General features: G+C 71.6%; 14 protein-coding genes and 1 riboswitch. Of the genes, 8 read left to right on the top strand and 6 right to left on the bottom strand.

What is annotated here, in order from left to right; translation table 11 throughout:
- Window positions 1–52: 52 nt before the first annotated feature.
- A complete protein-coding gene (locus ACFWV8_RS27115) occupies window positions 53–1,234 on the bottom strand; it encodes an NlpC/P60 family protein (RefSeq protein ID WP_384208922.1) in 1,182 nt (393 codons plus the stop codon).
- A riboswitch (cyclic di-AMP (ydaO/yuaA leader) is annotated at window positions 1,233–1,394 on the bottom strand. Its footprint overlaps the gene before it by 2 nt.
- A 214-nt stretch (window positions 1,395–1,608) precedes the next feature.
- Here ACFWV8_RS27115 and ACFWV8_RS27110 point away from each other — a divergent pair.
- Window positions 1,609–4,134 (top strand): ATP-dependent DNA helicase, encoded by a 2,526-nt coding sequence (locus ACFWV8_RS27110; protein WP_384208916.1) that lies wholly within the window; start codon window positions 1,609–1,611, stop codon window positions 4,132–4,134.
- Window positions 4,135–4,201: 67 nt separating this feature from the next.
- On the opposite strand, the gene ACFWV8_RS27105 is transcribed toward ACFWV8_RS27110, so the two are convergent.
- Window positions 4,202–5,791: a peptidoglycan DD-metalloendopeptidase family protein gene (locus tag ACFWV8_RS27105; RefSeq protein ID WP_384208907.1), complete on the bottom strand. Its 1,590-nt coding sequence runs from the start codon at window positions 5,789–5,791 to the stop codon at window positions 4,202–4,204.
- Window positions 5,792–6,107: 316 nt separating this feature from the next.
- Window positions 6,108–7,019 (bottom strand): esterase/lipase family protein, encoded by a 912-nt coding sequence (locus ACFWV8_RS27100; RefSeq protein WP_384208900.1) that lies wholly within the window; start codon window positions 7,017–7,019, stop codon window positions 6,108–6,110.
- A gap of 227 nt (window positions 7,020–7,246) precedes the next feature.
- On the opposite strand from ACFWV8_RS27100, the gene ACFWV8_RS27095 reads away from it, so the two are divergent.
- Window positions 7,247–7,660 carry a cobalamin B12-binding domain-containing protein gene (locus tag ACFWV8_RS27095; protein WP_384208894.1) on the top strand — a complete coding sequence of 138 codons (414 nt, stop codon included), beginning with the start codon at window positions 7,247–7,249 and terminating at the stop codon, window positions 7,658–7,660.
- Here the strand turns inward: ACFWV8_RS27095 and ACFWV8_RS27090 are convergent.
- Both ACFWV8_RS27090 and ACFWV8_RS27085 read right to left on the bottom strand, forming a co-directional pair.
- Window positions 7,657–9,288, bottom strand: a complete 1,632-nt coding sequence (locus ACFWV8_RS27090) for a DUF5691 domain-containing protein (protein ID WP_384208888.1) — start codon at window positions 9,286–9,288, stop codon at window positions 7,657–7,659. The genes ACFWV8_RS27095 and ACFWV8_RS27090 overlap by 4 nt on opposite strands.
- A 79-nt stretch (window positions 9,289–9,367) precedes the next feature.
- On the bottom strand, window positions 9,368–10,750 hold the full coding sequence (locus ACFWV8_RS27085) for an SWIM zinc finger family protein (RefSeq protein WP_384208886.1): 1,383 nt from the start codon (window positions 10,748–10,750) through the stop codon (window positions 9,368–9,370).
- Between the two features lie 118 nt (window positions 10,751–10,868).
- Here ACFWV8_RS27085 and ACFWV8_RS27080 point away from each other — a divergent pair, with 118 nt between their 5' ends.
- From ACFWV8_RS27080 to sucD, 5 genes are all read left to right on the top strand, one after another.
- Window positions 10,869–12,017, top strand: a complete 1,149-nt coding sequence (locus ACFWV8_RS27080; protein ID WP_384208883.1) for an AAA family ATPase — start codon at window positions 10,869–10,871, stop codon at window positions 12,015–12,017.
- The gene (locus ACFWV8_RS27075) at window positions 12,014–14,464 is read left to right on the top strand and encodes a DUF5682 family protein (protein ID WP_384208881.1); all 2,451 of its coding nucleotides are present in this window, start codon (window positions 12,014–12,016) and stop codon (window positions 14,462–14,464) included. Before ACFWV8_RS27080 ends, ACFWV8_RS27075 begins: the two co-directional genes overlap by 4 nt.
- A 74-nt stretch (window positions 14,465–14,538) precedes the next feature.
- On the top strand, window positions 14,539–15,720 hold the full coding sequence (locus ACFWV8_RS27070; RefSeq protein WP_384209032.1) for a VWA domain-containing protein: 1,182 nt from the start codon (window positions 14,539–14,541) through the stop codon (window positions 15,718–15,720).
- Between the two features lie 251 nt (window positions 15,721–15,971).
- A complete protein-coding gene (gene sucC, locus ACFWV8_RS27065; RefSeq protein ID WP_384208878.1) occupies window positions 15,972–17,147 on the top strand; it encodes an ADP-forming succinate--CoA ligase subunit beta in 1,176 nt (391 codons plus the stop codon).
- Window positions 17,148–17,167: 20 nt separating this feature from the next.
- Window positions 17,168–18,052, top strand: coding sequence for a succinate--CoA ligase subunit alpha (gene sucD, locus ACFWV8_RS27060; protein ID WP_384208874.1), 885 nt, complete (start codon window positions 17,168–17,170; stop codon window positions 18,050–18,052).
- A gap of 120 nt (window positions 18,053–18,172) precedes the next feature.
- Here sucD and ACFWV8_RS27055 read toward each other — a convergent pair whose 3' ends face one another.
- Window positions 18,173–19,522, bottom strand: a complete 1,350-nt coding sequence (locus ACFWV8_RS27055; RefSeq protein WP_384208872.1) for a helix-turn-helix domain-containing protein — start codon at window positions 19,520–19,522, stop codon at window positions 18,173–18,175.
- 116 nt (window positions 19,523–19,638) lie between these two features.
- On the opposite strand from ACFWV8_RS27055, the gene ACFWV8_RS27050 reads away from it, so the two are divergent.
- Window positions 19,639–21,411 carry a DUF6350 family protein gene (locus ACFWV8_RS27050; RefSeq protein ID WP_384208868.1) on the top strand — a complete coding sequence of 591 codons (1,773 nt, stop codon included), beginning with the start codon at window positions 19,639–19,641 and terminating at the stop codon, window positions 21,409–21,411.
- Window positions 21,412–21,509 lie beyond the last annotated feature (98 nt).

Below are 21,509 nucleotides of genomic sequence, written 5' to 3'. Positions count from 1 at the left end.
GAGGCTCCTGAAGGGAGGATGGAGGGTTGACCCAGCGTCAAGGTCAAGCCGGTCAGGCCGGGCGCACGCTGCCGTAGATCGGCATGTAGTAGATCGACTCCTCGCGGACGTTCGCGCCCGGTTTCGGCGCGTGGATCATCTTGCCGTCGCCCTTGTAGATGCCGACGTGGCTGATGTCGTCGTAGAAGAACACCAGGTCGCCGGGGAGCAGGTCCGCCGTGGCGACGCGCTTGCCGACATTCACCTGGTCCCAGGTCGTACGCGGCAGCTGCACGCCCGCCTCCTTCCAGGCGGCGGCCGTCAGCCCCGAGCAGTCGTACGAGCTGGGGCCGGTGGCGCCCCACACGTACGGCTTGCCGATCTGGGCGCGGGCGAAGGCGAGGACCTTCTCGGCCTTGGCCGCGTACGTACCGTCCGTGGTGCCGGAGCCGGTGCCGGTCCCCGTACCGGTGCCCGTGCCCGTGTCGCCGCCGGTCGCGGGCGCCTCCTCCTGCCGCGCCTCCTCCTGGCGCTTGCGCTCCGCGGCCTCCTCCTTGGCCTTCGCCTCGGCCTTGCGGCGCGCCTCCTGCTCCTTCTCCCGCTCCAGGGCGGCGAGCCGCGCCTTCTCCTCGGCCGTCAGCTCGGAGAGCAGCGACCGCGCCGCCGCGAGCTTGTTCTGGACCTTCTGCTTGCCCTCCTTGAGGGAGGCCTGCGACTCCGTCAGCGTCTCCAGGCTCTTCGTCGCCTTGGCGCGCTGCTTGGCCGCGGACCGCTGCTCCTTCTGGAAGTCCTCGACCGCCCCCTGCTGGCGCTCGGTCAGCCGGTCCATCAGCTGGGTCTGCTCGAAGTACGACTCGGGGCTGTCGGCGAACATCAGGGCGGCCGTCGGACCGACGGCGCCCGCGCGGTACTGCGCCGCGGCATACGTACCGAGGGCGCGCCGCGCCTCGTTCACCTTGTCGGCGCTCTTGGCGACGTCGTCCAGGACCCGGTCGACCGACTTGCGCTGGGTGTCGGTCGCTTCCTTCGCCTTGTTGTACTGCTGCGTCGCCGTACCGGCCTGCCGGTACAGGTCGTCGACCTTCTTCTGCACTTCTTCGATCGAGGGCTTGGGCTCGGCCGGCGCGGCGGTGGCGCTCTGCGTCGAGAGCAGCGTCACCGAGGCGAGGGCGGCCGTCGTGAAACCGACGGCGGGGGTGTTCGCCCGTATTCCGGTGCGAGCGCGCGTCTTACGATGCGATGCCAAGGCCGGCATCTCCTTCCGTGGACCGCCTACCGGGTTAGCTGTCGGGTTCGGGCGGAACGGAAGGCTGCCCTACGGGCCTGGTGAGCGGCCCGATTCACCCCGGTGGAACGTGGTGGGTCCCCGGTTCCGAACTCCCTTGCGGGAAGCCCGGATTCGGCGGAGGCCGTCCGCTCGGCGCCGATCACCGATGGAGTACGGACCACCTCGGCGTGCACGCTAGCCAATGCGTGGTGCCGCTGTGAAGGTTGATGGCCGATATGCCCGATACATTTTCGTGACCTTTCGCATAAACACCCTCGGAGACCCCCCTGAGGCCATCCCGGCGCCCCCGCCAAGTCATGTGGCAGTCCGCTGTCAGTGCGGCACCCTAGACTCAGGAAGCGATGAGCAGCCTCTTTGACGACAGCTTCCTGGCGGACCTCCAGCCCTCGGCCGAGGAGCCCCCGCCGCCACCCGAGGACACCGCTCCGGAACAGGTGCCCGACGATCTCTTCGGAGGGAAGTTCGACGTGCCCCCGCCCCGGGATCCGCACCACCGCGACGGCGCCCCGCGCACCGTCGTGGACCCGGCGGCGCTGCTCGAAGGGCTGAACGAGGAGCAGCGCGCCGCCGTCGTGCACACCGGATCGCCGCTGCTCATCGTGGCCGGCGCCGGCTCGGGCAAGACCCGTGTGCTGACCCACCGGATCGCGCATCTGCTGGGGACCCGCCGGGTGCATCCGGGCGAAATACTGGCGATCACGTTCACCAACAAGGCCGCCGGCGAGATGAAGGAGCGTGTCGAGCAGCTCGTCGGCCCGCGCGCCGCCGCCATGTGGGTGATGACGTTCCACAGTGCCTGCGTGCGGATCCTGCGCCGCGAGTCGAAGCGGCTCGGCTTCACGTCGTCGTTCTCGATCTACGACGCGGCCGACTCCAAGCGGCTCATGGCTCTGGTCTGCCGCGATCTGGACCTCGACCCCAAGCGGCACCCCCCGAAGTCCTTCAGCGCCAAGATCTCGAACCTGAAGAACGAGCTGATCGACGAGGAGACCTTCGCCGGTCAGGCGAGTGACCCCTTCGAGAAGACGCTGGCCGAGGCGTACCGGATGTACCAGGGGCGGCTGCGCGAGGCCAACGCCCTGGACTTCGACGACATCATCATGACGACGGTCCATCTGCTCCAGGCGTTCCCGGACGTCGCCGAGCACTACCGCCGCCGCTTCCGCCATGTCCTGGTGGACGAGTACCAGGACACCAACCACGCGCAGTACACCCTCGTACGTGAGCTGGTCGGCCCCTCGGGCGAGGGGCACGACCCGGCGGAGCTGTGCGTCGTCGGTGACGCGGACCAGTCCATCTACGCGTTCCGGGGCGCCACGATCCGCAACATCCTCCAGTTCGAGGAGGACTACCCGGACGCCACGACGATCCTGCTGGAGCAGAACTACCGCTCCACGCAGACGATCCTCAGCGCGGCCAACGCCGTCATCGAGCGCAACGAGAGCCGGCGGCCCAAGAATCTCTGGACGAACGCGGGAGCGGGCGCCCTGATCACGGGGTACGTGGCGGACACCGAGCACGACGAGGCACAGTTCGTCGCCGACGAGATCGACCGTATGACGGACGCGTCGGAGGCCAAGGCGGGCGACGTCGCCGTCTTCTACCGGACGAACGCGCAGTCACGTGTCTTCGAAGAGATCTTCATCCGCGTCGGCCTCCCGTACAAGGTCGTCGGCGGCGTGCGCTTCTACGAGCGCAAGGAGGTCCGCGATGTGCTGGCCTATCTGCGCGTGCTCGCCAACCCCGAGGACAGCGTCCCGCTGCGCCGGATCCTGAACGTGCCCAAGCGCGGCATCGGCGACCGCGCCGAGGCGATGATCGACGCGCTCTCGGCGCGGGAGAGGATCTCCTTCGCGCAGGCGCTGCGCCGGGTCGACGAGGCGTACGGCATGGCGGCCCGTTCGTCGAACGCCGTGAAGCGCTTCAACACGCTGATGGAGGAGTTGCGTACGGTCGTCGAGTCCGGCGCCGGTCCTGCGACGGTCCTGGAGGCCGTGCTCGAACGGACCGGCTATCTGGCGGAGTTGCAGGCGTCGACCGACCCGCAGGACGAGACGCGGATCGAGAACTTGCAGGAACTGGCCGCCGTGGCACTGGAGTTCGAGCAGGAGAGGGCCCAGGCGGCGGGGACGGACGCGACGGCGCCCGCCGCGGACGCGACGGCAGCAGACGAGCCCGCCCCGGATGCCCCGGCCCCGGACGCGCCCGCCGCGGGGACGTCCGGCACGCTCGCCGAGTTCCTGGAGCGGGTCGCGCTCGTCGCCGACTCCGACCAGATCCCCGACGAGGACGAGGAAGGCTCCGGTGTCATCACGCTGATGACGCTGCACACGGCGAAGGGGCTCGAATTCCCGGTCGTCTTCCTGACAGGCCTGGAGGACGGCGTCTTCCCGCACATGCGCGCGCTCGGCCAGGCGAAGGAGCTGGAGGAGGAGCGCAGGCTGGCGTACGTCGGCATCACGCGCGCCCGTGAGCGGCTCTATCTGACGCGGTCATCGATGCGCAGCGCGTGGGGCCAGCCTTCGTACAATCCGCCGTCCCGCTTCCTGGAGGAGATCCCGGGCGAGCATCTGGAGTGGAAGCGCACCGGGCCGATGGCCGCTCCGGCGGGACCGACGTCGGGGATCACGTCCTCGCTGTCCACCTCCCGCACCCGGTCGGGCCCGGCGGGCTTCGCCACACGGCGCGCGACCGAGAAGCCGGTCATCTCGCTCGCGGTGGGGGACCGGGTCACGCACGACCAGTTCGGCCTCGGGACGGTCGTCACGGTGACGGGGTCGGGCGCCGACGCGCAGGCGACGATCGACTTCGGGGACTCCAAGCCGAAGCGGCTGCTGCTGCGGTACGCGCCGGTCGACAAGCTGTAACGCGTAACGCGCGGGTGTGGGCGGGCGCGGAGACGCGCCCGCGCCCGGTCGGTCGTGGCGTCGGATGTCAGATGTTGAGGCCGTGGCCCCGGAGCCAGGGGAGCGGGTCGATCGCCGCGCCGCCGCCGGGCCGTACCTCGAAGTGCAGGTGCGGACCGGTGGAGTTGCCCGAGTTCCCGGAGTACGCGATCTCGTCACCGGCCTTGACCGAGCCGGAGCGGATCTTCGTGCTGCTGAGGTGGCAGTACCAGGTCTCGGTGCCGTCGGGGGCCGTGACGATCGCCATGTTGCCGTAGGCGCTGTTCCACTGCGTACGGACGGTGCCGTCCGTCGCCGCCATCACCGGCGTGCCGTACGCGACGGGGAAGTCGATGCCCGTGTGCATCGACATCCAGTTGACGCCGGCCTGGCCGTAGTACGCGCTGAGGGCGTGATTCGCCACGGGGATGGCGAACTTGGGGCGGGCGGCCTCGCGGGCCGCGGCCAGTTCCTCGCGCTTCTTCTTCTCCGCCGCCTGACGCTCTTTGAGGTCGATGCGCTCCTGGGTGCGGCTGGCGCGGTCCCCGAAGTCACGTGCGTCGGCGTCGAGAGCGGCGAGTTGGGTGTCGAGCTTGTTGTTGACCGCGGCCGGTTTGATCGCCGTCGCGTCCGACGCGGTGAGGGCGGTGGTCGAGTCGTCCTTGGTCTCGTCGGCGGCGCCCAGTCCGCCGACCGAGGCGGCGGCGATACCGGCGACACCCATCACACAGGCGGAGGGGACCGCGACGGTCAGCAGGGCCGAACGCTTCGCCGGTGAACGGCGCCTGCTGCGGCTGCCTCCGGCCGCCCGGCGGACGGGGCGCGGGGTGATGGTCGCGGCTGCGGCCCCGACAATTCGGTCCGCGTGCTCGGAATGTTCGGAGTAGTCCGGATCGAACTCCGCCTCCGATTCCGACGCCTGTTCAGGCTCCGGACCGGGCGTGTCGTACTCGTGCTCGTCGCTCTGGGCGGGCGCCTCGTACGTGGGCTGCTCGTACTCCGGCGTCTCGTACTCGGACTGCGCGAATTCCGCCGGCGTGAACTCCGCCTGCGTGTACTCGGTTTCCTGCTGGTGCTCGATCTCGGGCTCGTACGCGGCCGGTTCGTAGGCGGCGGGCTCGTACGGCGCCGACTCGTAGGACTCGTACGCCGCGTTGTCGCCGTAGTACGGAGTCTCGGCCTGGAACGGTACGTCCGGCTGCGCCGCCGGTGCGCCCGAGTTCCAGGCGGTGGCGTCGTACGCGCCGGTGTCGGCGACGGGCGCCGCCCACTGGTCGGCCTGGACGCCCTGGCCGGTCGCGTCGTAGCCGTAACTGGCCGCCTGGTTCGCCTCGTTCCAGGCGTTCGCGTCCCACTGACCCGTCGTGTCGTACGACGGCTGGGGCTGCTGGGGCTGTGCCGCGTACGCGTCGTACGCCTCGTACTGAACCTGGGGTGCCTGCGGTGCCTGCGTCGCGTAGGGGTCGTAACCCGCGTTCCACTGCGCCGAGTCGTACTGACCGCTCTGGTCCGCGTCGTAAGTGACCGTGCCCGTCGGGCTCGTGCCAGGAAGCGCGCCGAAGAGCGGGTCGCTGTCGAAACTGCCTGAGGAGTAGCCGTCGTGGGCGGCGTATCCGGCGTGGGGGTGCTGGTCGTTCACCAACTTCTCTCTCGCCTCGGCAGCAGAACCAGGCTTCTGGGGCCGCCTTGACGAACGGAGGGACCCAGAAGGGAAAGCAGTGGCCGCGACTGTACCCGGCGGTATGCGACGGCGACAATCTTCGGCGGCTTCCGGACGCTCTGGAAACGGGCATTCGGCCGTCTTTCGGCGGACTGCGGGCACACCTTTGGCCGTACGTTCGATGAGCGTTCGATTTCAAAGGGTCTCGGCGAGGTGTCGAAGCGACATCGAATCGGCTCTGGCCGCAACCACTTCCGGTGGCCGGCGTTTGGAACGCCGAGGTGCCTTCAGGCGCTCAGGCGACCGATATCGCGCCGTCGGCCTGGTCCCCGGCGCTCTCCGCCGCACTTCCCGCCCATTCGGCCCATTCGATGAGCTCCGCGAGCCCGTCGCTGTCGTCGTGCTCCAGGACATAGCGGATGCCCGCGGCGACGGCCGGGTGTACCGGCAGGGCGAGGTGGCCGATACCGGTCACGCCCACGTTCTGCGTGTCGAGATCGGGGTGCTCGATGCGGGCGCCCTCCACCGGTGACATGACCTGGTCGAGATCGCTCCAGAAGCTGACGAACCGGGTTTGGCAGCCGGGCGCCGGCTCCCGCAGCTCCTCGATGAGGTCCGAGCCGGGCCGCATCTGCCGGACGACGGGGTGCGCGCTGGCGAACGGGATGGCGCCGGTACCCGCGTGGGGTGTGCCCATGGTGACCAGGGTCCGTACCCGTACGTCCCCGCCCAGTCGCTGTACGTAGTACCGGGCGATCAGGCCGCCGAGGCTGTGGCCGACGATGTCGACCTCGCGGTGCCCCGTACGGGCACAGATCTCTTCGATGTGCCGGCCGAGCACTTCGGCGGCCAGCCGGATGTCGCTGGTCAGCGGCGAGAAATTGAGCGATTCGAGGTGGCGCCAGCCGTGCCGGGCCAGGGAGCGGCGCAGCAGGACGAAGACGGAGCGATTGTCCACGAAACCGTGCAGAAGTAGGACCGGGCGCTTGGAGCGGCCCTCCGTGGGCAGTGTGGTGGCCTCGGGCGGCAGGTCGGGTGCCGGGCGTTCATTGGCGATACCACCCGGATAGAGGACCAGGTGTCCCGCGAGGATCGCCATCTCCAGGATCGATGCCCGCAGGAGCGTGACGGGCAGTTCCCAGGCCGCGGGCCGCCGGACGACAGACGGGAAGGGCGAGAAGAGCTCGGAGAAAGGCGGGATCTTCATTGACCTACCTCCCTACACCACACAGGGAGCGATTCCCTTGTGGCTCCCGTGCCGGGTGGGGCCGACACGAAGCAGAGTGAACATATCCCCATGTGTGATTTCCCCCTCCCCGGCCGTCGCGAAACAGCAGCGTGCGAGATGCTGGAGATAACGTTCGTTCACTCTCCGTCCCTCGCCGGTACGGGGACCCGTGCCAATGACGACGAAGTCGGTATGTGGAGGCAGTGATGGGTGTGACCGGTCCGATCCGTGTGGTGGTGGCGAAGCCGGGTCTCGACGGCCACGATCGCGGGGCCAAGGTCATCGCGCGAGCGTTGCGGGATGCTGGTATGGAGGTCATCTACACGGGGCTGCACCAGACGCCCGAGCAGATCGTGGACACCGCGATCCAGGAGGACGCCGACGCGATCGGTCTCTCGATCCTCTCCGGTGCGCACAACACGCTCTTCGCGAAGGTCATCGACCTGCTGGCACAGCACGACGCGCTGGACATCAAGGTCTTCGGCGGCGGCATCATCCCGGAGGCGGACATCGCGCCGCTGAAGCAACTGGGCGTGGCGGAGATCTTCACGCCCGGCGCGACGACGACGTCGATCGTGGACTGGGTGAACGCGAACGTGTCCCAGCCGGCCGGAGCCTAAGTTATGTCGGGGCGTTCCGGGCCCGGGTCGCCCGTCAGTTCCGACAGCATCGCGGCGCGCAGACGCAGCGTGGAGACGAGCCGCTGGAACGCCTCCGACCAGTAGCCGCCCGCGCCCGGTGACGCGCCTTCGGCCTCGTCCGGGGTAGCGGTGAGTATCTCCAGGTGGGAGGCTTCCGCCGGGTCCAGGCAGCGCTCGGCGAGGCCCATCACACCGCTGAAGCTCCAGGGGTAACTCCCGCCGTCCCGCGCGATGTCGAGCGCGTCGACGACCGCCCGGCCCAGCGGCCCGGACCAGGGCACCGCGCAGACACCGAGCAGCTGGAACGCCTCCGAGAGACCGTGCGCCGCTATGAACTCGGCCACCCAGGAGGCCCGTTCCGCAACCGGCAGGGTGCTGAGCAGCTTTGCCCGCTCGGCGAGGGACGAGGCTCCCGGGCCGGCGACCGGGGACACCGCCGGCGGGCCCAGCAAGGCGCGGGCCCAGCGGGCGTCGCGCTGACGGACGGCGGCCCGGCACCACGCGGCGTGCAGTTCGTCCGTCCAGTCGTCCAGGACGGGCAGCGTCACGATGTCCTCGGGCGTACGGCCCCCGAGCCGCTCCGGCCAGATCGACAGCGGCGACGCCTCCACGAGCTGGCCCAGCCACCAGGACCGTTCGCCCCGGCCGCTCGGCGGTGTCGGGCTCACCCCGTCGCGCTGCATGTCCGCGTCGCACTCGTGTGGCGCCTCGACGATGACGGTGGGGCTCGTGGGGCCGGTGCGGTCCAGGCTCACGCATGTCGCAGCGCGCGCCGCCATCCGCGCGGCCAGCGCGGAGTTCGGCAGCGCGGACAGCAACTCGGAGGCGGTCGCCCGGACATTGCGGCTGCGGTCGGAGAGCGCCTCCTCAAAGAAGGGCTCGTCGAGGTCGGAGAGCCCGGCGCGCAGCGAGTCGAGGAACATCAGCCGGTCCTCGGCGCGCTCCGTCGACCAGGTCGTGGCCAGCAGCGCCCGCGCCGCGTTCGCGTCCTGCGCACGGACGGCGGCGAGCAGCGCGACCCGCTCCGCGAACAGCCCCTGCTCCCACAACTGCCGTACCGCTTCGGAGTCCTGGACGCCCGGCAGGACGGCGCCACCGGAGGCACCGCGCAGGGCGAACTTCCAGTCCGGGTTGAAGCGCGCGAGCCAGAGCCCGCGCGGCCCGGCGAACGCGAGAGCGTGCGGCCGCAGGTCGTTGCGCCCGCGCGCGGCGTCCAGCAGCGCGGGCAGGGCGGCGGCGGGGGCGCGGTAGCCGTGGTCGTTGGCTGCGGTGAGCCACTGGGGGAGCAGTTCGGTGAGATCGGGGGCCGTACCGCGCCTGCCTCCCGTACCGGCCGGGGCCGAGCGGTCGGCCAGCAACTGCGCCAGGCGCCGGCGCGCCGGCTCCGGCAGTTCGCGGCGGTCGTCCTCGGGTGCCGGCTCCGGCCGGGCGGCGGCGCGGGCCGGGAGCAGGCCCGCGCGGCGCCGGAGCGTGTGCAGCGCGGCGGCGTCCAGCAGCGCGACGGGCGCGTCCTGGCCGGGGGCCATGACGTCCGCGGGCGGTGTGCGGCGGTCCGTGCCGAGAAGGGCCGAGGTGACGAGCTCTTCCCAGGAAGTGGTGCCGGTCATCGGGTGCCTCCGTACGTATGGAGAGAGACGTATAGATAGAGGACGGGCGCCCGGCGCGGGGCGACCTGTCCGACTCGGATCACGTCAGCTGGACCGTCTCCGACGAGCCCGCCGACCAGACCGCCAGCGGGGTGAAGCCGCGGTGCCCGCACTCGCCGAAGACCGTGACCGGGCCGCCGCCCGACAGCGCCACGAGCTTCCACAGACCCGGCCTGCCGAGCGCGGCCGGCGCGATCGGCAGGGCCGAATCCCCGTCGGCGTCGGCCAGTTGCCACCCGTCCCCCTCCCCTCCGCCGGGGACGGGTATGACGTCGGTCAGCGTCACGGGCCAGGACTCCAGCCACGGATCCTCCCGCAGCGCCGATCCGTACGCCTCCACCGCCGCCGTGGTCGTCCCGCCCGGCGGGGCCGTCCCGGTCGCCTCGGGAACGCCCACCTCCTCCCCGAGATCCGCCCGCAACTGCCCCGCCCCGGCGTGCGGCGTCAGCTCCGCCTCGATCACCAGGCCCACCGGCAGCGCCGGTTGCGGCGAGCGGCCCGCCGCGCCGAACCCCAGCACCAGAGCCGTACGCCCCGACTCCCGTCCGTACAGCCAGATCCGGCGCGTGGTGATCTTGCCGTCCGACGTGTCGTACTGAGCGAGCACCAGCCAGTGGTCCCTGACCGGCGGTCCGTCGGCGGGCGAGGGAAGACCGACCCGCGTACGGACCGTTGTCGCCAGCGGCGCGGGCAGCCGCTCGATCCCCAGCCAGCCCTGATCCAGCAGATGCAGGAGCGCCGACTCTTCGAGCAGCCGCACCGGCCAGCCCGCCCCCGAGCCCGGGATCGAGCCCAACTCCCGCACCCGCGCCGCCAGTCCGGGCGCCTGCGCGTCCACCATGCGCGCGGCCGTCTCCTCCCAGAGCCCGTAACCGGACTGCTCGGCCGCCGCGAGACCGCCGCGCAGCAGATCGGTCAGCCGCTGCTCAAGCTCCTGCGCCCCGCCGGTGATCCGCGCCGCCCTGCGCTCCGCCCGGCGCCTGGCCGCCTCCGGATCGGCCTGCCCTGCCGTCCCTTCGGCCTCCGCCTTCGCTCTCTCCTCCTGCTCCTCGCTCCGCTTCCTGCGGCCCCCCAGCCACTCCTCGGCCCAGTCGGGCGCGGGCCCGTCCCCCACATCCACGACGGTCCTGACGGCGGCCGTCCCCTCGGCCGCCCAGAGCAGCAACAGCCCCAGCGCGTGCTTGCACGGAAACTTCCGGCTCGGGCAACTGCACTTGTACGCGGGGCCTTTCGTGTCTATCACCGTCTGATACGGCTTCTTGCCGCTCCCCTTGCACAGCCCCCACACGGCCCCCTCGCCGCTGCTGCCCGCGTCCGACCAGGGCCCGGCCGCGCTCAGCCTGGCCCCCGCCCTGCGTGACGCATCGTCAGGCGCCAGGGCCAGCACCTGCTCCGTCGTCCAGCGCACCCCCGCGATATCCATGTCCAAGACGTTAGGCCGCCCCACTGACAATCGGCTCCGACCTGCGGAAACGGCCGATTGTCAGTGGCATGGTGCACGGTGGAACCCATACCCGGTCGAACGATCTGGAGGGGGAGCCATGACCATGCCCGAAACGAGTGCGACGACCGCGGGGACGGTCGGCGGGAGCGTCGGCGGGGCGGCCGGTGCCGAGGTCCTGCGACCGCACGCCGAGGACGCCTTCGCCGATGAACTGGCGGCGCTCGCCGCCGCCGACGACCGCCCCCGGCCGCCCAGGTGGCGGCTGTCGCCGTGGGCGGTCGCGACCTATCTCCTCGGCGGCACGCTCCCGGACGGCACGGTCGTCACGCCGAAGTACGTGGGCCCGCGCAGGATCATCGAGGTCGCCGTCACCACCCTCGCCACCGACCGCGCGCTGCTGCTCCTCGGCGTTCCCGGCACCGCGAAGACCTGGGTGTCCGAGCATCTGGCCGCCGCCGTCAGCGGTGATTCGACGCTGCTCGTACAGGGGACGGCGGGGACGCCCGAGGAGGCCATCCGGTACGGGTGGAACTACGCGCAGTTGCTCGCCAACGGCCCGAGCCGGGACGCGCTCGTGTCCAGCCCGGTCATGCGGGCCATGGCCGAGGGCATGACCGCCCGGGTCGAGGAGCTCACCCGTATCCCGGCCGACGTGCAGGACTCGCTCATCACGATCCTGTCCGAGAAGACCCTGCCTGTCCCGGAGTTGGGGCAGGAGATCCAGGCCGTCCGCGGCTTCAACGTGATCGCCACCGCCAACGACCGCGACCGGGGGATCAACGATCTGTCGAGCGCGCTGCGCCGCCGGTTCAACACCGTCGTCCTGCCGCTGCCCGCCACCGCCGACGCGGAGGTCGACATCGTCTCGCGGCGCGTGGACCAGATCGGGCGCTCGCTCGACCTGCCCGGCGGCCTCGAAGGCATCGCCGAGATCCGCCGGGTCGTCACGGTCTTCCGCGAGTTGCGCGACGGCGTCACGGCCGACGGCCGCACGAAGCTCAAGTCCCCGTCCGGAACGCTCTCCACGGCCGAGGCGATCTCCGTCGTCACCAACGGCCTCGCGCTCGCCGCGCACTTCGGCGACGGGGTGCTGCGGCCCGGGGACGTCGCCTCCGGCATCCTCGGCGCCGTCGTGCGCGACCCGGCGGCCGACCGGGTGATCTGGCAGGAGTATGTGGAGACGGTCGTGCGTGAGCGGGACGGGTGGAAGGACTTCTACCGCGCCTGCCGAGAGGTCAGCGCATGACGACCCCCGCAAGGGACGCGTCCCCCGCCCAGGACGGGTCCGCCGCCCAACACTGGTCCGCCGTCCCGGCGCGGCCCGCCGGGAGCGGGCCGCTGTTCCTCGGCGTCCGGCACCACGGGCCCGGTTCCGCCCGCGCCGTCGGGGCCGCCCTCGACGCCGCGTCGCCGCTCGCCGTCCTGATCGAAGGCCCGCCCGAGGGCGACGCGTTGGTTGCCCTCGCGGGCGATCCTCAGATGCGCCCGCCCGTCGCGCTGCTCGCCCACGCCGTGGACGATCCAGGGCGCGCGGCCTTCTGGCCGCTTGCCGACTTCTCCCCGGAGTGGGTCGCGATCCGCTGGGCGCTGGCCCGCGGTGTCCCGGTCCGCTTCATTGACCTTCCCGCGACGCACTCCCTGGCCATCACGGACGCGGACGCGGAGGCGGACGGGCACACGGAAGCGGACGGGGCGCCGGACGGCGAGAGCGCACCCGGTCCCGACGGCCGTGCCGAAGCCCTGCGGATCGACCCGCTCGCCGTTCTCGCCGAAGCCGCCGGATACGACGACGCCGAGCGGTGGTGGGAGGACGTCGTGGAGCACCGCGCCGCCGCCGACGACCCGTTCGCGCCGTTCGCCGCCGTCGGCGAGGCGATGGGAGCCCTGCGCGAGGAGTACGGGGACGGCGGCCACCGCCGTGACCTGGTCCGCGAGGCCTATATGCGGCTCCAACTCCGAGCCGCGCGCAAGGAGTTCGGGGACGACCGGGTCGCCGTCGTCTGCGGTGCCTGGCATGTGCCCGCGCTCGGCGCGCGCACCACGGCAACCGCCGACCGCGCGCTTCTCAAGGGACTGCCCAAGGTCAAGACCGAGATGACCTGGGTGCCGTGGACGCATCACCGGCTGGCCAGGCACAGCGGTTACGGCGCGGGCATCGACTCCCCGGGTTGGTACGGACACCTCTTCGCCTCCCCCGACCGCCCCGTGGAGCGATGGATGACCAAGGTCGCCGGTCTGCTCCGCGAGGAGGACCGGCCCATCTCCTCCGCCCATGTCATCGAGGCCGTCCGGCTCGCCGAGACCCTGGCGACCATGCGCGGCCGGCCCCTCGCGGGACTGACCGAGACGACCGACGCGATCCGTGCCGTCATGTGCGACGGGTCGGATGTGCCGCTCGGGCTCATCAGGGACCGGCTCATCGTCGGCGACGTCCTGGGCGAGGTCCCCGACTCCGCGCCCGCCGTGCCGCTCCAGCGCGATCTGACCCGGTCGCAGCGCTCGCTGCGGCTGAAGCCGGAAGCGCTGGAGCGTGAGCTGGAGCTCGACCTCCGCAAGGAGACCGACGCCGGACGCAGCAGGATGCTGCACCGGCTGCGACTCCTCGGTATCGGCTGGGGCGAACCGTCGGCGGGCCGCGGCAGCACGGGCACGTTCCGGGAGAGCTGGCGCCTGCGCTGGGAGCCCGAGCTGTACGTACGGGTCGCCGAGGCCGGGGTCTGGGGCACCACGGTCCTCTCGGCGGCCACAGCCAAGGCCGAGTCCGGGGCGGTGTCGGCGACCGCGCTCTCCGAGGTCACGGCCCTGGCCGAGCAGTGCCTCCTGGCCGAACTGACCGACGCCCTGCCCGTGGTGATGAAGGCCCTGGCGGACCGCGCCGCGCTCGACGCGGACGTCGCCCATCTCGCCCAGGCCCTGCCCGCGCTCGCCCGCTCACTGCGCTACGGAGACGTCCGGTCCACCGACACGGCGGCGCTCGGCGAGGTCGCCGCCGGGCTCGCGGAGCGGATCTGCGTCGGACTGCCGCCCGCCTGCGCCGCGCTGGACGCGGACGGCGCGGCCGAGATGAGAGGCCACATCGACAGCGTCCACACCGCGATCGGCCTCCTGCCCGACACCCCCGGTCGGCCCGCCGGGGACCTGGCCGGGCGCTGGGACGCGGTGCTGCGGAAACTGGCCGCGCGGGACAGCGTGCCCGGTGTCGTCCGGGGCCGGTCCGCGCGGCTGCTCCTGGACGAAGGGCGCCTCCCGGAGGACGAGGCCGCACGCCTCATGGGCCTCGCCCTCTCGCCCGGCACCCCGCCGGCCGACGCGGCGGCCTGGATCGAGGGGTTCGTCGGAGGAGCCTCCGGCGGCGGAATGCTCCTGGTCCACGACGAACGGCTGCTCGCCCTGGTGGACACCTGGCTGACCGGGGTGCCCGCCGGGTCGTTCACGGACGTGCTGCCCCTTCTGCGCCGTACGTTCTCCGCGTACGAGCCCGGAGTGCGCCGCATGCTCGGCGAGTTGGTCCGGCGCGGCCCGGCCGGCGGCGGGGCGCGGCCCGACCGTTCCGACGCGGGGATCCCCGGCTTCGGAGCCGGCGTCGACGAGACCCGCGCGGACGCCGTTCTCCCGGTGCTGCGCCTGCTTCTCGGCGGCCCCGCGCCAGTTGGGCACGACAACGACAACGACCTCGCGGGGGTGGCCCGATGACCACGGCCGGACAGACGGACGACGTGACCAGCGACGTGGTCGGCGACAGGACCGGCGACGTGACGGACGACGCGATGGGCAGCGTGACGGGCGCCGCCGCCGACGAGCGGCTGCGGCGCTGGCGGCTAGTGCTCGGCGGTGACTCTGCCGACGGCACCGGCCGCGCGCTCACCGGCCAGGACGCCGCGATGGACGGTGCGCTGACCGCTCTGTACGGAGGAGGGGACAGCGGCACGTCCCGGCGGAGCGGCGGCAACCGCTCCGCGGGGCTCGGCGCCTCCGCCCCCTCGGTCGCCCGCTGGCTCGGCGACATCCGGACGTACTTCCCCACCTCCGTCGTCCAGGTCATGCAGCGCGACGCGATCCAGCGGCTCGGGCTCTCCGCGCTCCTGCTCGAACCGGAGATGCTGGAGGCCGTCGAGGCGGACGTCCATCTCGTGGGCACGCTCCTCTCCCTCAACAAGGCCATGCCCGAGACGACCAAGGAGACGGCGCGCGCCGTCGTAAGGAAAGTCGTCGCCGACATCGAGAAGCGGCTCGCGACCCGTACCAGAGCCACGCTCACCGGCGCCCTCGACCGTTCCGCGCGGGTCAGCCGGCCGCGCCACCGGGACATCGACTGGGACCGCACGATCCGCGCGAACCTCAAGAACTACCTGCCGGAGTACGGGACGGTCGTCCCCGAGCGCCTCATCGGATACGGCCGCGCCTCGCAGTCCGTGAAGAAAGAGGTCGTCCTCTGCATCGACCAGTCCGGATCGATGGCCGCTTCCGTCGTCTACGCCTCCGTCTTCGGCGCCGTCCTCGCCTCGATGCGCTCCCTCTCCACCCGGCTCGTCGTCTTCGACACCGCGGTCGTCGACCTCACCGACCAGTTGGACGACCCGGTCGACGTCCTGTTCGGTACCCAGCTCGGTGGCGGCACGGACATCAACCGCGCGCTCGCCTACTGCCAGTCGCGGATCACCCGGCCCGCGGACACCGTCGTCGTGCTGATCAGTGATCTCTACGAGGGCGGAATCCGCGACGAGATGCTGAAGCGCGTCGCCGCGATGAAGGCGTCGGGCGTGCAGTTCGTGGCGCTCCTCGCACTGTCCGACGAGGGCGCGCCCGCCTACGACCGCGACCACGCGGCGGCCCTCGCCGCCCTCGGCGCCCCCGCGTTCGCCTGCACCCCCGACCTGTTCCCGGAGGTGATGGCGGCGGCGATCGAGAAACGCCCCCTGCCGATACCGGACACGACGGCCAACCCCTAAAACCGGATCCGGGGGCGGTCCGTATCCCGTGGACTCGGTGGTTGTGACAGGTATCACCGCTCAGGGGTGATCTGTGATTTAGGGGTCCACGGCCCACGGGGATAACCTGCGAGACGGACATGCCGCGCTCCGGGACTCCGTCTGCGCCTTCCTTGTGACAAGTGCAGTCACGTTGCCCACAGCGGCACGCCCACGCGGATTACGAACCGCGATACTGCGAATTTTGGAAGACAGACAAGGGACGGACGCGCGTGGACCTGTTCGAGTACCAGGCGAGGGATCTCTTCGCCAAGCACGGTGTACCGGTGCTGGCCGGTGAAGTCATCGACACGCCTGAGGCGGCGCGCGAGGTGACCGAGCGTCTCGGCGGCAAGGCTGTCGTCAAGGCGCAGGTCAAGGTCGGCGGCCGGGGCAAGGCCGGCGGTGTGAAGCTGGCCTCCGACCCCGCCGACGCGGTCGCCAAGGCCGACGCCATTCTGGGCATGGACATCAAGGGCCACACGGTCCACAAGGTGATGCTGGCCGAGACGGCCGACATCGCGGAGGAGTACTACGTCTCCTTCCTCCTCGACCGCACCAACCGCACCTTCCTGGCCATGGCCTCCGTCGAGGGTGGCGTGGAGATCGAGGTCGTCGCCGAGGAGAACCCCGACGCGCTCGCCAAGATCCCCGTCGACGCCAACGAGGGCTGCACCCCCGAGAAGGCCGCCGAGATCGTCGCCGCCGCCAAGTTCCCGGCCGACATCGCAGGGCAGGTCGCCGACGTCCTCCAGCAGCTGTGGACCGTCTTCATCAAGGAAGACGCCCTTCTGGTCGAGGTCAACCCGCTGATCAAGTCCGGTGACGGCAAGATCATCGCGCTGGACGGCAAGGTCTCGCTCGACGAGAACGCCGATTTCCGTCAGCCCGACCACGAGGCCCTTGAGGACAAGGCCGCGGCCAACCCCCTCGAAGCCGCCGCCAAGGCCAAGAACCTCAACTACGTCAAGCTCGACGGCGAGGTCGGCATCATCGGCAACGGCGCCGGGCTCGTGATGAGCACCCTCGACGTCGTCGCGTACGCGGGCGAGGCCCACGGCGGCGTGAAGCCCGCCAACTTCCTCGACATCGGCGGCGGCGCTTCGGCCGAGGTCATGGCCAACGGCCTGGAGATCATCCTTGGCGACCCGGACGTCAAGTCCGTCTTCGTCAACGTCTTCGGCGGCATCACCGCGTGCGACGAGGTCGCCAACGGCATCGTGCAGGCCCTGGAGCTGCTCAAGTCCAAGGGCGAGACCGTCAGCAAGCCCCTGGTCGTTCGCCTCGACGGCAACAACGCGGAGCTGGGTCGCAAGATCCTGTCCGACGCCAACCACCCGCTCGTACAGCGCGTGGACACCATGGACGGCGCGGCCGACAAGGCCGCCGAGCTCGCGGCTGCGAAGTAAAGGTAAAGGTCACCAACACCATGGCTATTTTCCTGACCAAGGAAAGCAAGGTCATCGTCCAGGGGATGACCGGTGCCACCGGCATGAAGCACACCAGGCTCATGCTCGCTGACGGCACCAACATCGTCGGCGGGGTCAACCCGCGCAAGGCCGGTACGTCCGTCGACTTCGACGGCGTGGACGTACCCGTCTTCGGCTCCGTCAAGGAGGCGATCGAGAAGACCGGCGCCGACGTCTCCGTCCTCTTCGTGCCCCCGGCCTTCGCCAAGGCCGCCGTCGTCGAGGCCATCGACGCCGAGATCGGTCTCGCCGTCGTCATCACCGAGGGCATCGCGGTGCACGACTCCGCCGCCTTCTGGGCGTACGCGTCGAGCAAGGGCAACAAGACCCGGATCATCGGCCCGAACTGCCCCGGTCTCATCACCCCCGGCCAGTCCAACGCCGGCATCATCCCGGGCGACATCACCAAGCCCGGCCGGATCGGTCTCGTGTCCAAGTCCGGCACGCTGACCTACCAGATGATGTACGAGCTGCGTGACATCGGCTTCTCGTCCGCCATCGGCATCGGCGGCGACCCGGTCATCGGTACGACGCACATCGACGCCCTCAAGGCGTTCGAGGCCGACCCCGACACCGACCTCATCGTGATGATCGGCGAGATCGGCGGCGACGCCGAGGAGCGCGCGGCCGACTTCATCTCGCAGCACGTGACCAAGCCGGTCGTCGGCTATGTCGCGGGCTTCACCGCGCCCGAGGGCAAGACGATGGGCCACGCCGGCGCCATCGTCTCCGGCTCGTCGGGCACGGCCGCCGCCAAGAAGGAGGCCCTTGAGGCCGCGGGCGTCAAGGTCGGCAAGACGCCGACCGAGACGGCCGGTCTCGCCCGCGCCATTCTCGCGGGCTGATTGTTGCCTGTACGGTCTTACGGAGTACAGCAGTTGTCCTGCTGAACAACGCGCGTGGGCCCGCACCTTTCAGGTGGTGCGGGCCCACGCGCGTTCTCGTTCCCCGGCGGGGGCGCGGTGTCAGGGGATACGGGGCACCAGCCGCCCCGGCCCGTTCAGCGGTACGGCGCGGAGCTTGGCGCGCAGCTTCAGGTCCTGCTCGCTGAGCTTCTGCGGCCCGTGCGGTGGCGGGATGCCGCCGACCCGCTGACCCGGCGCGGGCGTCGGCTCGTACCGCGTCGGCGCCGTGACGACCGTGAAGGCCGTCGCCCCGATGATCAGCACGGTCACCGCGATCGCGACCCGCGTCCAGAACGTGGCGCGCCGCTCGCTGCCGATCCGCACGGTCGACGCGGGCGCGACGGCGGGAGCCGACACGGTCTCCGCCAGTTCGCGCAGACTCTCGTGCAGGACGGCCGGGTCCTCAAGGTCGGGCAGCCGCTCGGCTACGGCCTCGCGCGCGTGCAGCAGCCGGTTGGCCGTGGCCGGGGAGGTGGCCTCGGTCTCGGCGGCGGCCTCGGGCAGGTCGATGCCCAGGCCGTCGTAGAGCAGCAGCGTGCGCCGGTACACCGGCGGCAGGTCGAGCAGCGCCCGGCGCAGCGGGCGGCCGTCGCGGTCGCCGTTGGCCGGGTCCGGGTGCCGGTGGGCGCGGCGGAACCGGTGCCAGGGCGAGGTCGCGTAGTCGTGCGCCGCGGCCCGTACCCAGCCCGCGGGGTCGCGGTCGACGGCGACCTCGGGCCATCGCTGCCAGGCGAGTTGGAAGGCACGCTCGACGGACTCCTGCGCGAGGGTGCGGCGCCCGGTGAGCAGATACGTCTGGCGTGCGAGAGCGGGGGATGAGTGCGCGTACAGCTCGTCGAAGGCCTGGGCGGGGGTGAGTTTGGCGGCCTCGGCAGCCGCCGCTCCCGCCAGGGTCTCGGCTTTCTCCTTGCGGCGCTGGGCGTCCTGCTGGGACCGGCTGTCGGCCTTGACCGTACGGACCGGGCGGCGGTTGAGCGGCCTCTTGAGGGAGGGGGAGGGCGCGGCGACGGGAGCCTTCCGGGCGGCGGCCGGAGCCGGTGCCGGAGCGGGGGCGGGACTTGGGGTTGCTTCCGGAGTCGGGGCGGGGTTCGCGGGCGCGGGCTCCGGCTGCTTCGCGGGCCCCTGCCCGGCACCGGAACTCCCTGCCCCCTTCGGCCGCCGCTTCCGCTTCGCCGGCTTCTTCGTGTCGGTCTCCGCCGCGAACGCCGCGAGCAGCCTGGCGTACGCCTCCCGTCTGCGTCCCTGCGGTGTCGTACGCCCGGTCTCCCAGGATCTGATCGTCGCTCCGGTGACTCCCAGCGCGACCGCCATGTCCTTCTCGGTCACGGCCTTCGCCTCACGCAGTCTGCGCCGCTCCTTGGGGGAGGGAAGGGGAGGCACCGAAGAGGTACGAGTGGTGCTCTGCGTCATGGAGAACTCCCCGCGGCGCTGTACGGGCCGAAAAAGTACATAAACGTATATTGAGCGACACAGCGGTTATCCGCCCGTTACGCGGTTTAAGCGCGTGTCGTTGGCAGCATGGCGCCGTGACTCAAGTGAGCGGGCGCAACACCACGTTGTCCTCGGCCTCGGCGACCGAACGGGGCCGGGCCGCGGCGCTGACCGCGGCGTTCCTCCGGGGCGGGCTCGCCGCGGGCCTCGGTCTCGGCGGTCTGGCCGTGCTGGTCATCGCGGCGTGGATCAGCTCCCCGTACCCCGACAGCGGCGCAGGGGGAGCCCTCCACATCGCGGCGGCGCTCTGGCTGCTCGCCCACGGCGCGGAGCTCGTACGGCCCGACACGCTGTCAGGGGTGCCCGCCCCCATCGGACTCGTACCCCTGCTGGTCGTGGCGCTGCCGGTGTGGCTGGTCTACCGGTCCTCGCGCGACGCGCTGGAACCGGAAGAGGGCCGGCCGCAGCTCACGGCCCTCGGCGGGGTGTGTACGGTCGCGGGCGGATATCTGCTGGTCGGCGCCGCCGTCGTGGTCTACGCACGGGGCGGAGCGCTCGCGACGGACTCGTTCGCCACGGCGCTCCGGCTGCCTCTGGTGCCGGTGCTGGCGTCCGTGGCCGGAGTGTGGGTGGGGAGCGGAAAGCCGCTCCACAGGCTGCTCGACCGGCTGCCCGGCCTCAAGAGGGAGGGCCTCGGCGCGGACGCGTCGGACACGGAGGTCAGGGCCGCCGCGGTGAGCGATGCCGGGCGGCGCCGCCGGGCTGTCGTCGTGCTGCGGTCGGCGACCGCCGGGGCGGCGGTCCTGCTGGGCGGCGGGTTTCTCCTGGTCGCCTGTTCGCTGACATGGCACGCGGGCGCGGCACAGGAATCGTTCCTGAACCTGGCGGCGGCCTGGTCAGGACGGATCGCCGTCCTGCTGCTGTCCGTCGCGCTGCTCCCGAACGCGGCGGTCTGGGGCGCGTCGTACGCCCTCGGCCCCGGCTTCGCGCTCGGTACGTCGGCGACGGTCACCCCGCTCGCCGTCACGGGCAGCCCCGCGCTGCCGCCCTTCCCGCTGCTGGCCGCCGTGCCCGCCGAGGGGCCCGGCATGGCCGTGACCTGGGCGGCGGGGGTCGTGCCCTTCGCGGCCGGGCTGATGATCGCCCGGTTCACGGTACGGGTCGCAGCCCCGCCCTACGCCGAACGGGACGAGGCCTGGAGCGCACGCGACACCGCCCTCGCGGCGGCACTCGCCGGCGCCGGATGCGCGGTGCTGATGGCGGCTCTTGCCGCCGTCGCGGGCGGGCCGCTGGGGACGGGGCGGCTGGTGGAGTTCGGGCCTGTGTGGTGGCTGACCGGGGCGGCGGCGCTGGTCTGGACGGTGGGGATCGGCGTACCGGCGGCGCTGTTGGTACGGGTCTGGCGGCTGCGCGAGCGGCGCGGGACGGACGATGCCGATGAGTTCGACGCGCTCGACGCCGAGGCCGAGGACGAGGGTGAGGCGGACGTGGTGAGCGGGCCGGAGACGGCGGACAGGAGCGCGGCGGTGGTGGAGGAGCCGCCGGACCCGCCGGACGCTGCCGCCTCGTCGAAGGGCTCCTGGTGGCGACGGATCCCGTGGCGGCGCGGAGAGGAGGCCCCGGACGACGGGCCGGTGAAGCCCGGGAACGGAAACGGTGACGGGAACGGTGACGGTGCGGCCGGGGGCGCGGAGGACCGTCTGCCCACCCTGGACGGCGCCGGACCGGGGGACGATCCGTACGACTTCCTGCCGACGGACGCCTTGCACGACCGGGACAAGAAGGACTCCCAGGAGGCGTCCGGCGGTCTGGAGCAGGCATCCAAGACCGGGCCCGCGCCGGAGCCGGAAGCGAAGGCCGCCGACTGATCCGCACCACTCGAACGAGCGGCGGGCCCCCGCCAACCCCGGACGGCGAAGGCCGGGCGCCCCCCACGGGGGATATGGGGATGTGAAAAAAAAAACCG

Origin of the sequence: Streptomyces sp. NPDC058665 (assembly GCF_042714995.1) — a bacterium.
Taxonomy (GTDB): domain Bacteria; phylum Actinomycetota; class Actinomycetes; order Streptomycetales; family Streptomycetaceae; genus Streptomyces.
Note: the sequence above shows the minus strand (reverse complement) of the source record. Positions and strands in the feature narration are given on the sequence as shown.

Excerpts from the sequence above, each read along its gene's own strand:
- ACFWV8_RS27055 (WP_384208872.1), bottom strand. The coding sequence starts at position 19,522 with ATGACGCAGAGCACCACTCGTACCTCTTCGGTGCCTCCCCTTCCCTCC.
- ACFWV8_RS27100 (WP_384208900.1), bottom strand. The coding sequence starts at position 7,019 with ATGAAGATCCCGCCTTTCTCCGAGCTCTTCTCGCCCTTCCCGTCTGTC.
- ACFWV8_RS27095 (WP_384208894.1), top strand. The coding sequence starts at position 7,247 with ATGGGTGTGACCGGTCCGATCCGTGTGGTGGTGGCGAAGCCGGGTCTC.
- ACFWV8_RS27110 (WP_384208916.1), top strand. The coding sequence starts at position 1,609 with ATGAGCAGCCTCTTTGACGACAGCTTCCTGGCGGACCTCCAGCCCTCG.
- ACFWV8_RS27085 (WP_384208886.1), bottom strand. The coding sequence starts at position 10,750 with ATGGATATCGCGGGGGTGCGCTGGACGACGGAGCAGGTGCTGGCCCTG.
- ACFWV8_RS27075 (WP_384208881.1), top strand. The coding sequence starts at position 12,014 with ATGACGACCCCCGCAAGGGACGCGTCCCCCGCCCAGGACGGGTCCGCC.
- ACFWV8_RS27070 (WP_384209032.1), top strand. The coding sequence starts at position 14,539 with ATGGGCAGCGTGACGGGCGCCGCCGCCGACGAGCGGCTGCGGCGCTGG.
- ACFWV8_RS27115 (WP_384208922.1), bottom strand. The coding sequence starts at position 1,234 with ATGCCGGCCTTGGCATCGCATCGTAAGACGCGCGCTCGCACCGGAATA.
- sucD (WP_384208874.1), top strand. The coding sequence starts at position 17,168 with ATGGCTATTTTCCTGACCAAGGAAAGCAAGGTCATCGTCCAGGGGATG.
- ACFWV8_RS27080 (WP_384208883.1), top strand. The coding sequence starts at position 10,869 with ATGACCATGCCCGAAACGAGTGCGACGACCGCGGGGACGGTCGGCGGG.
- ACFWV8_RS27090 (WP_384208888.1), bottom strand. The coding sequence starts at position 9,288 with ATGACCGGCACCACTTCCTGGGAAGAGCTCGTCACCTCGGCCCTTCTC.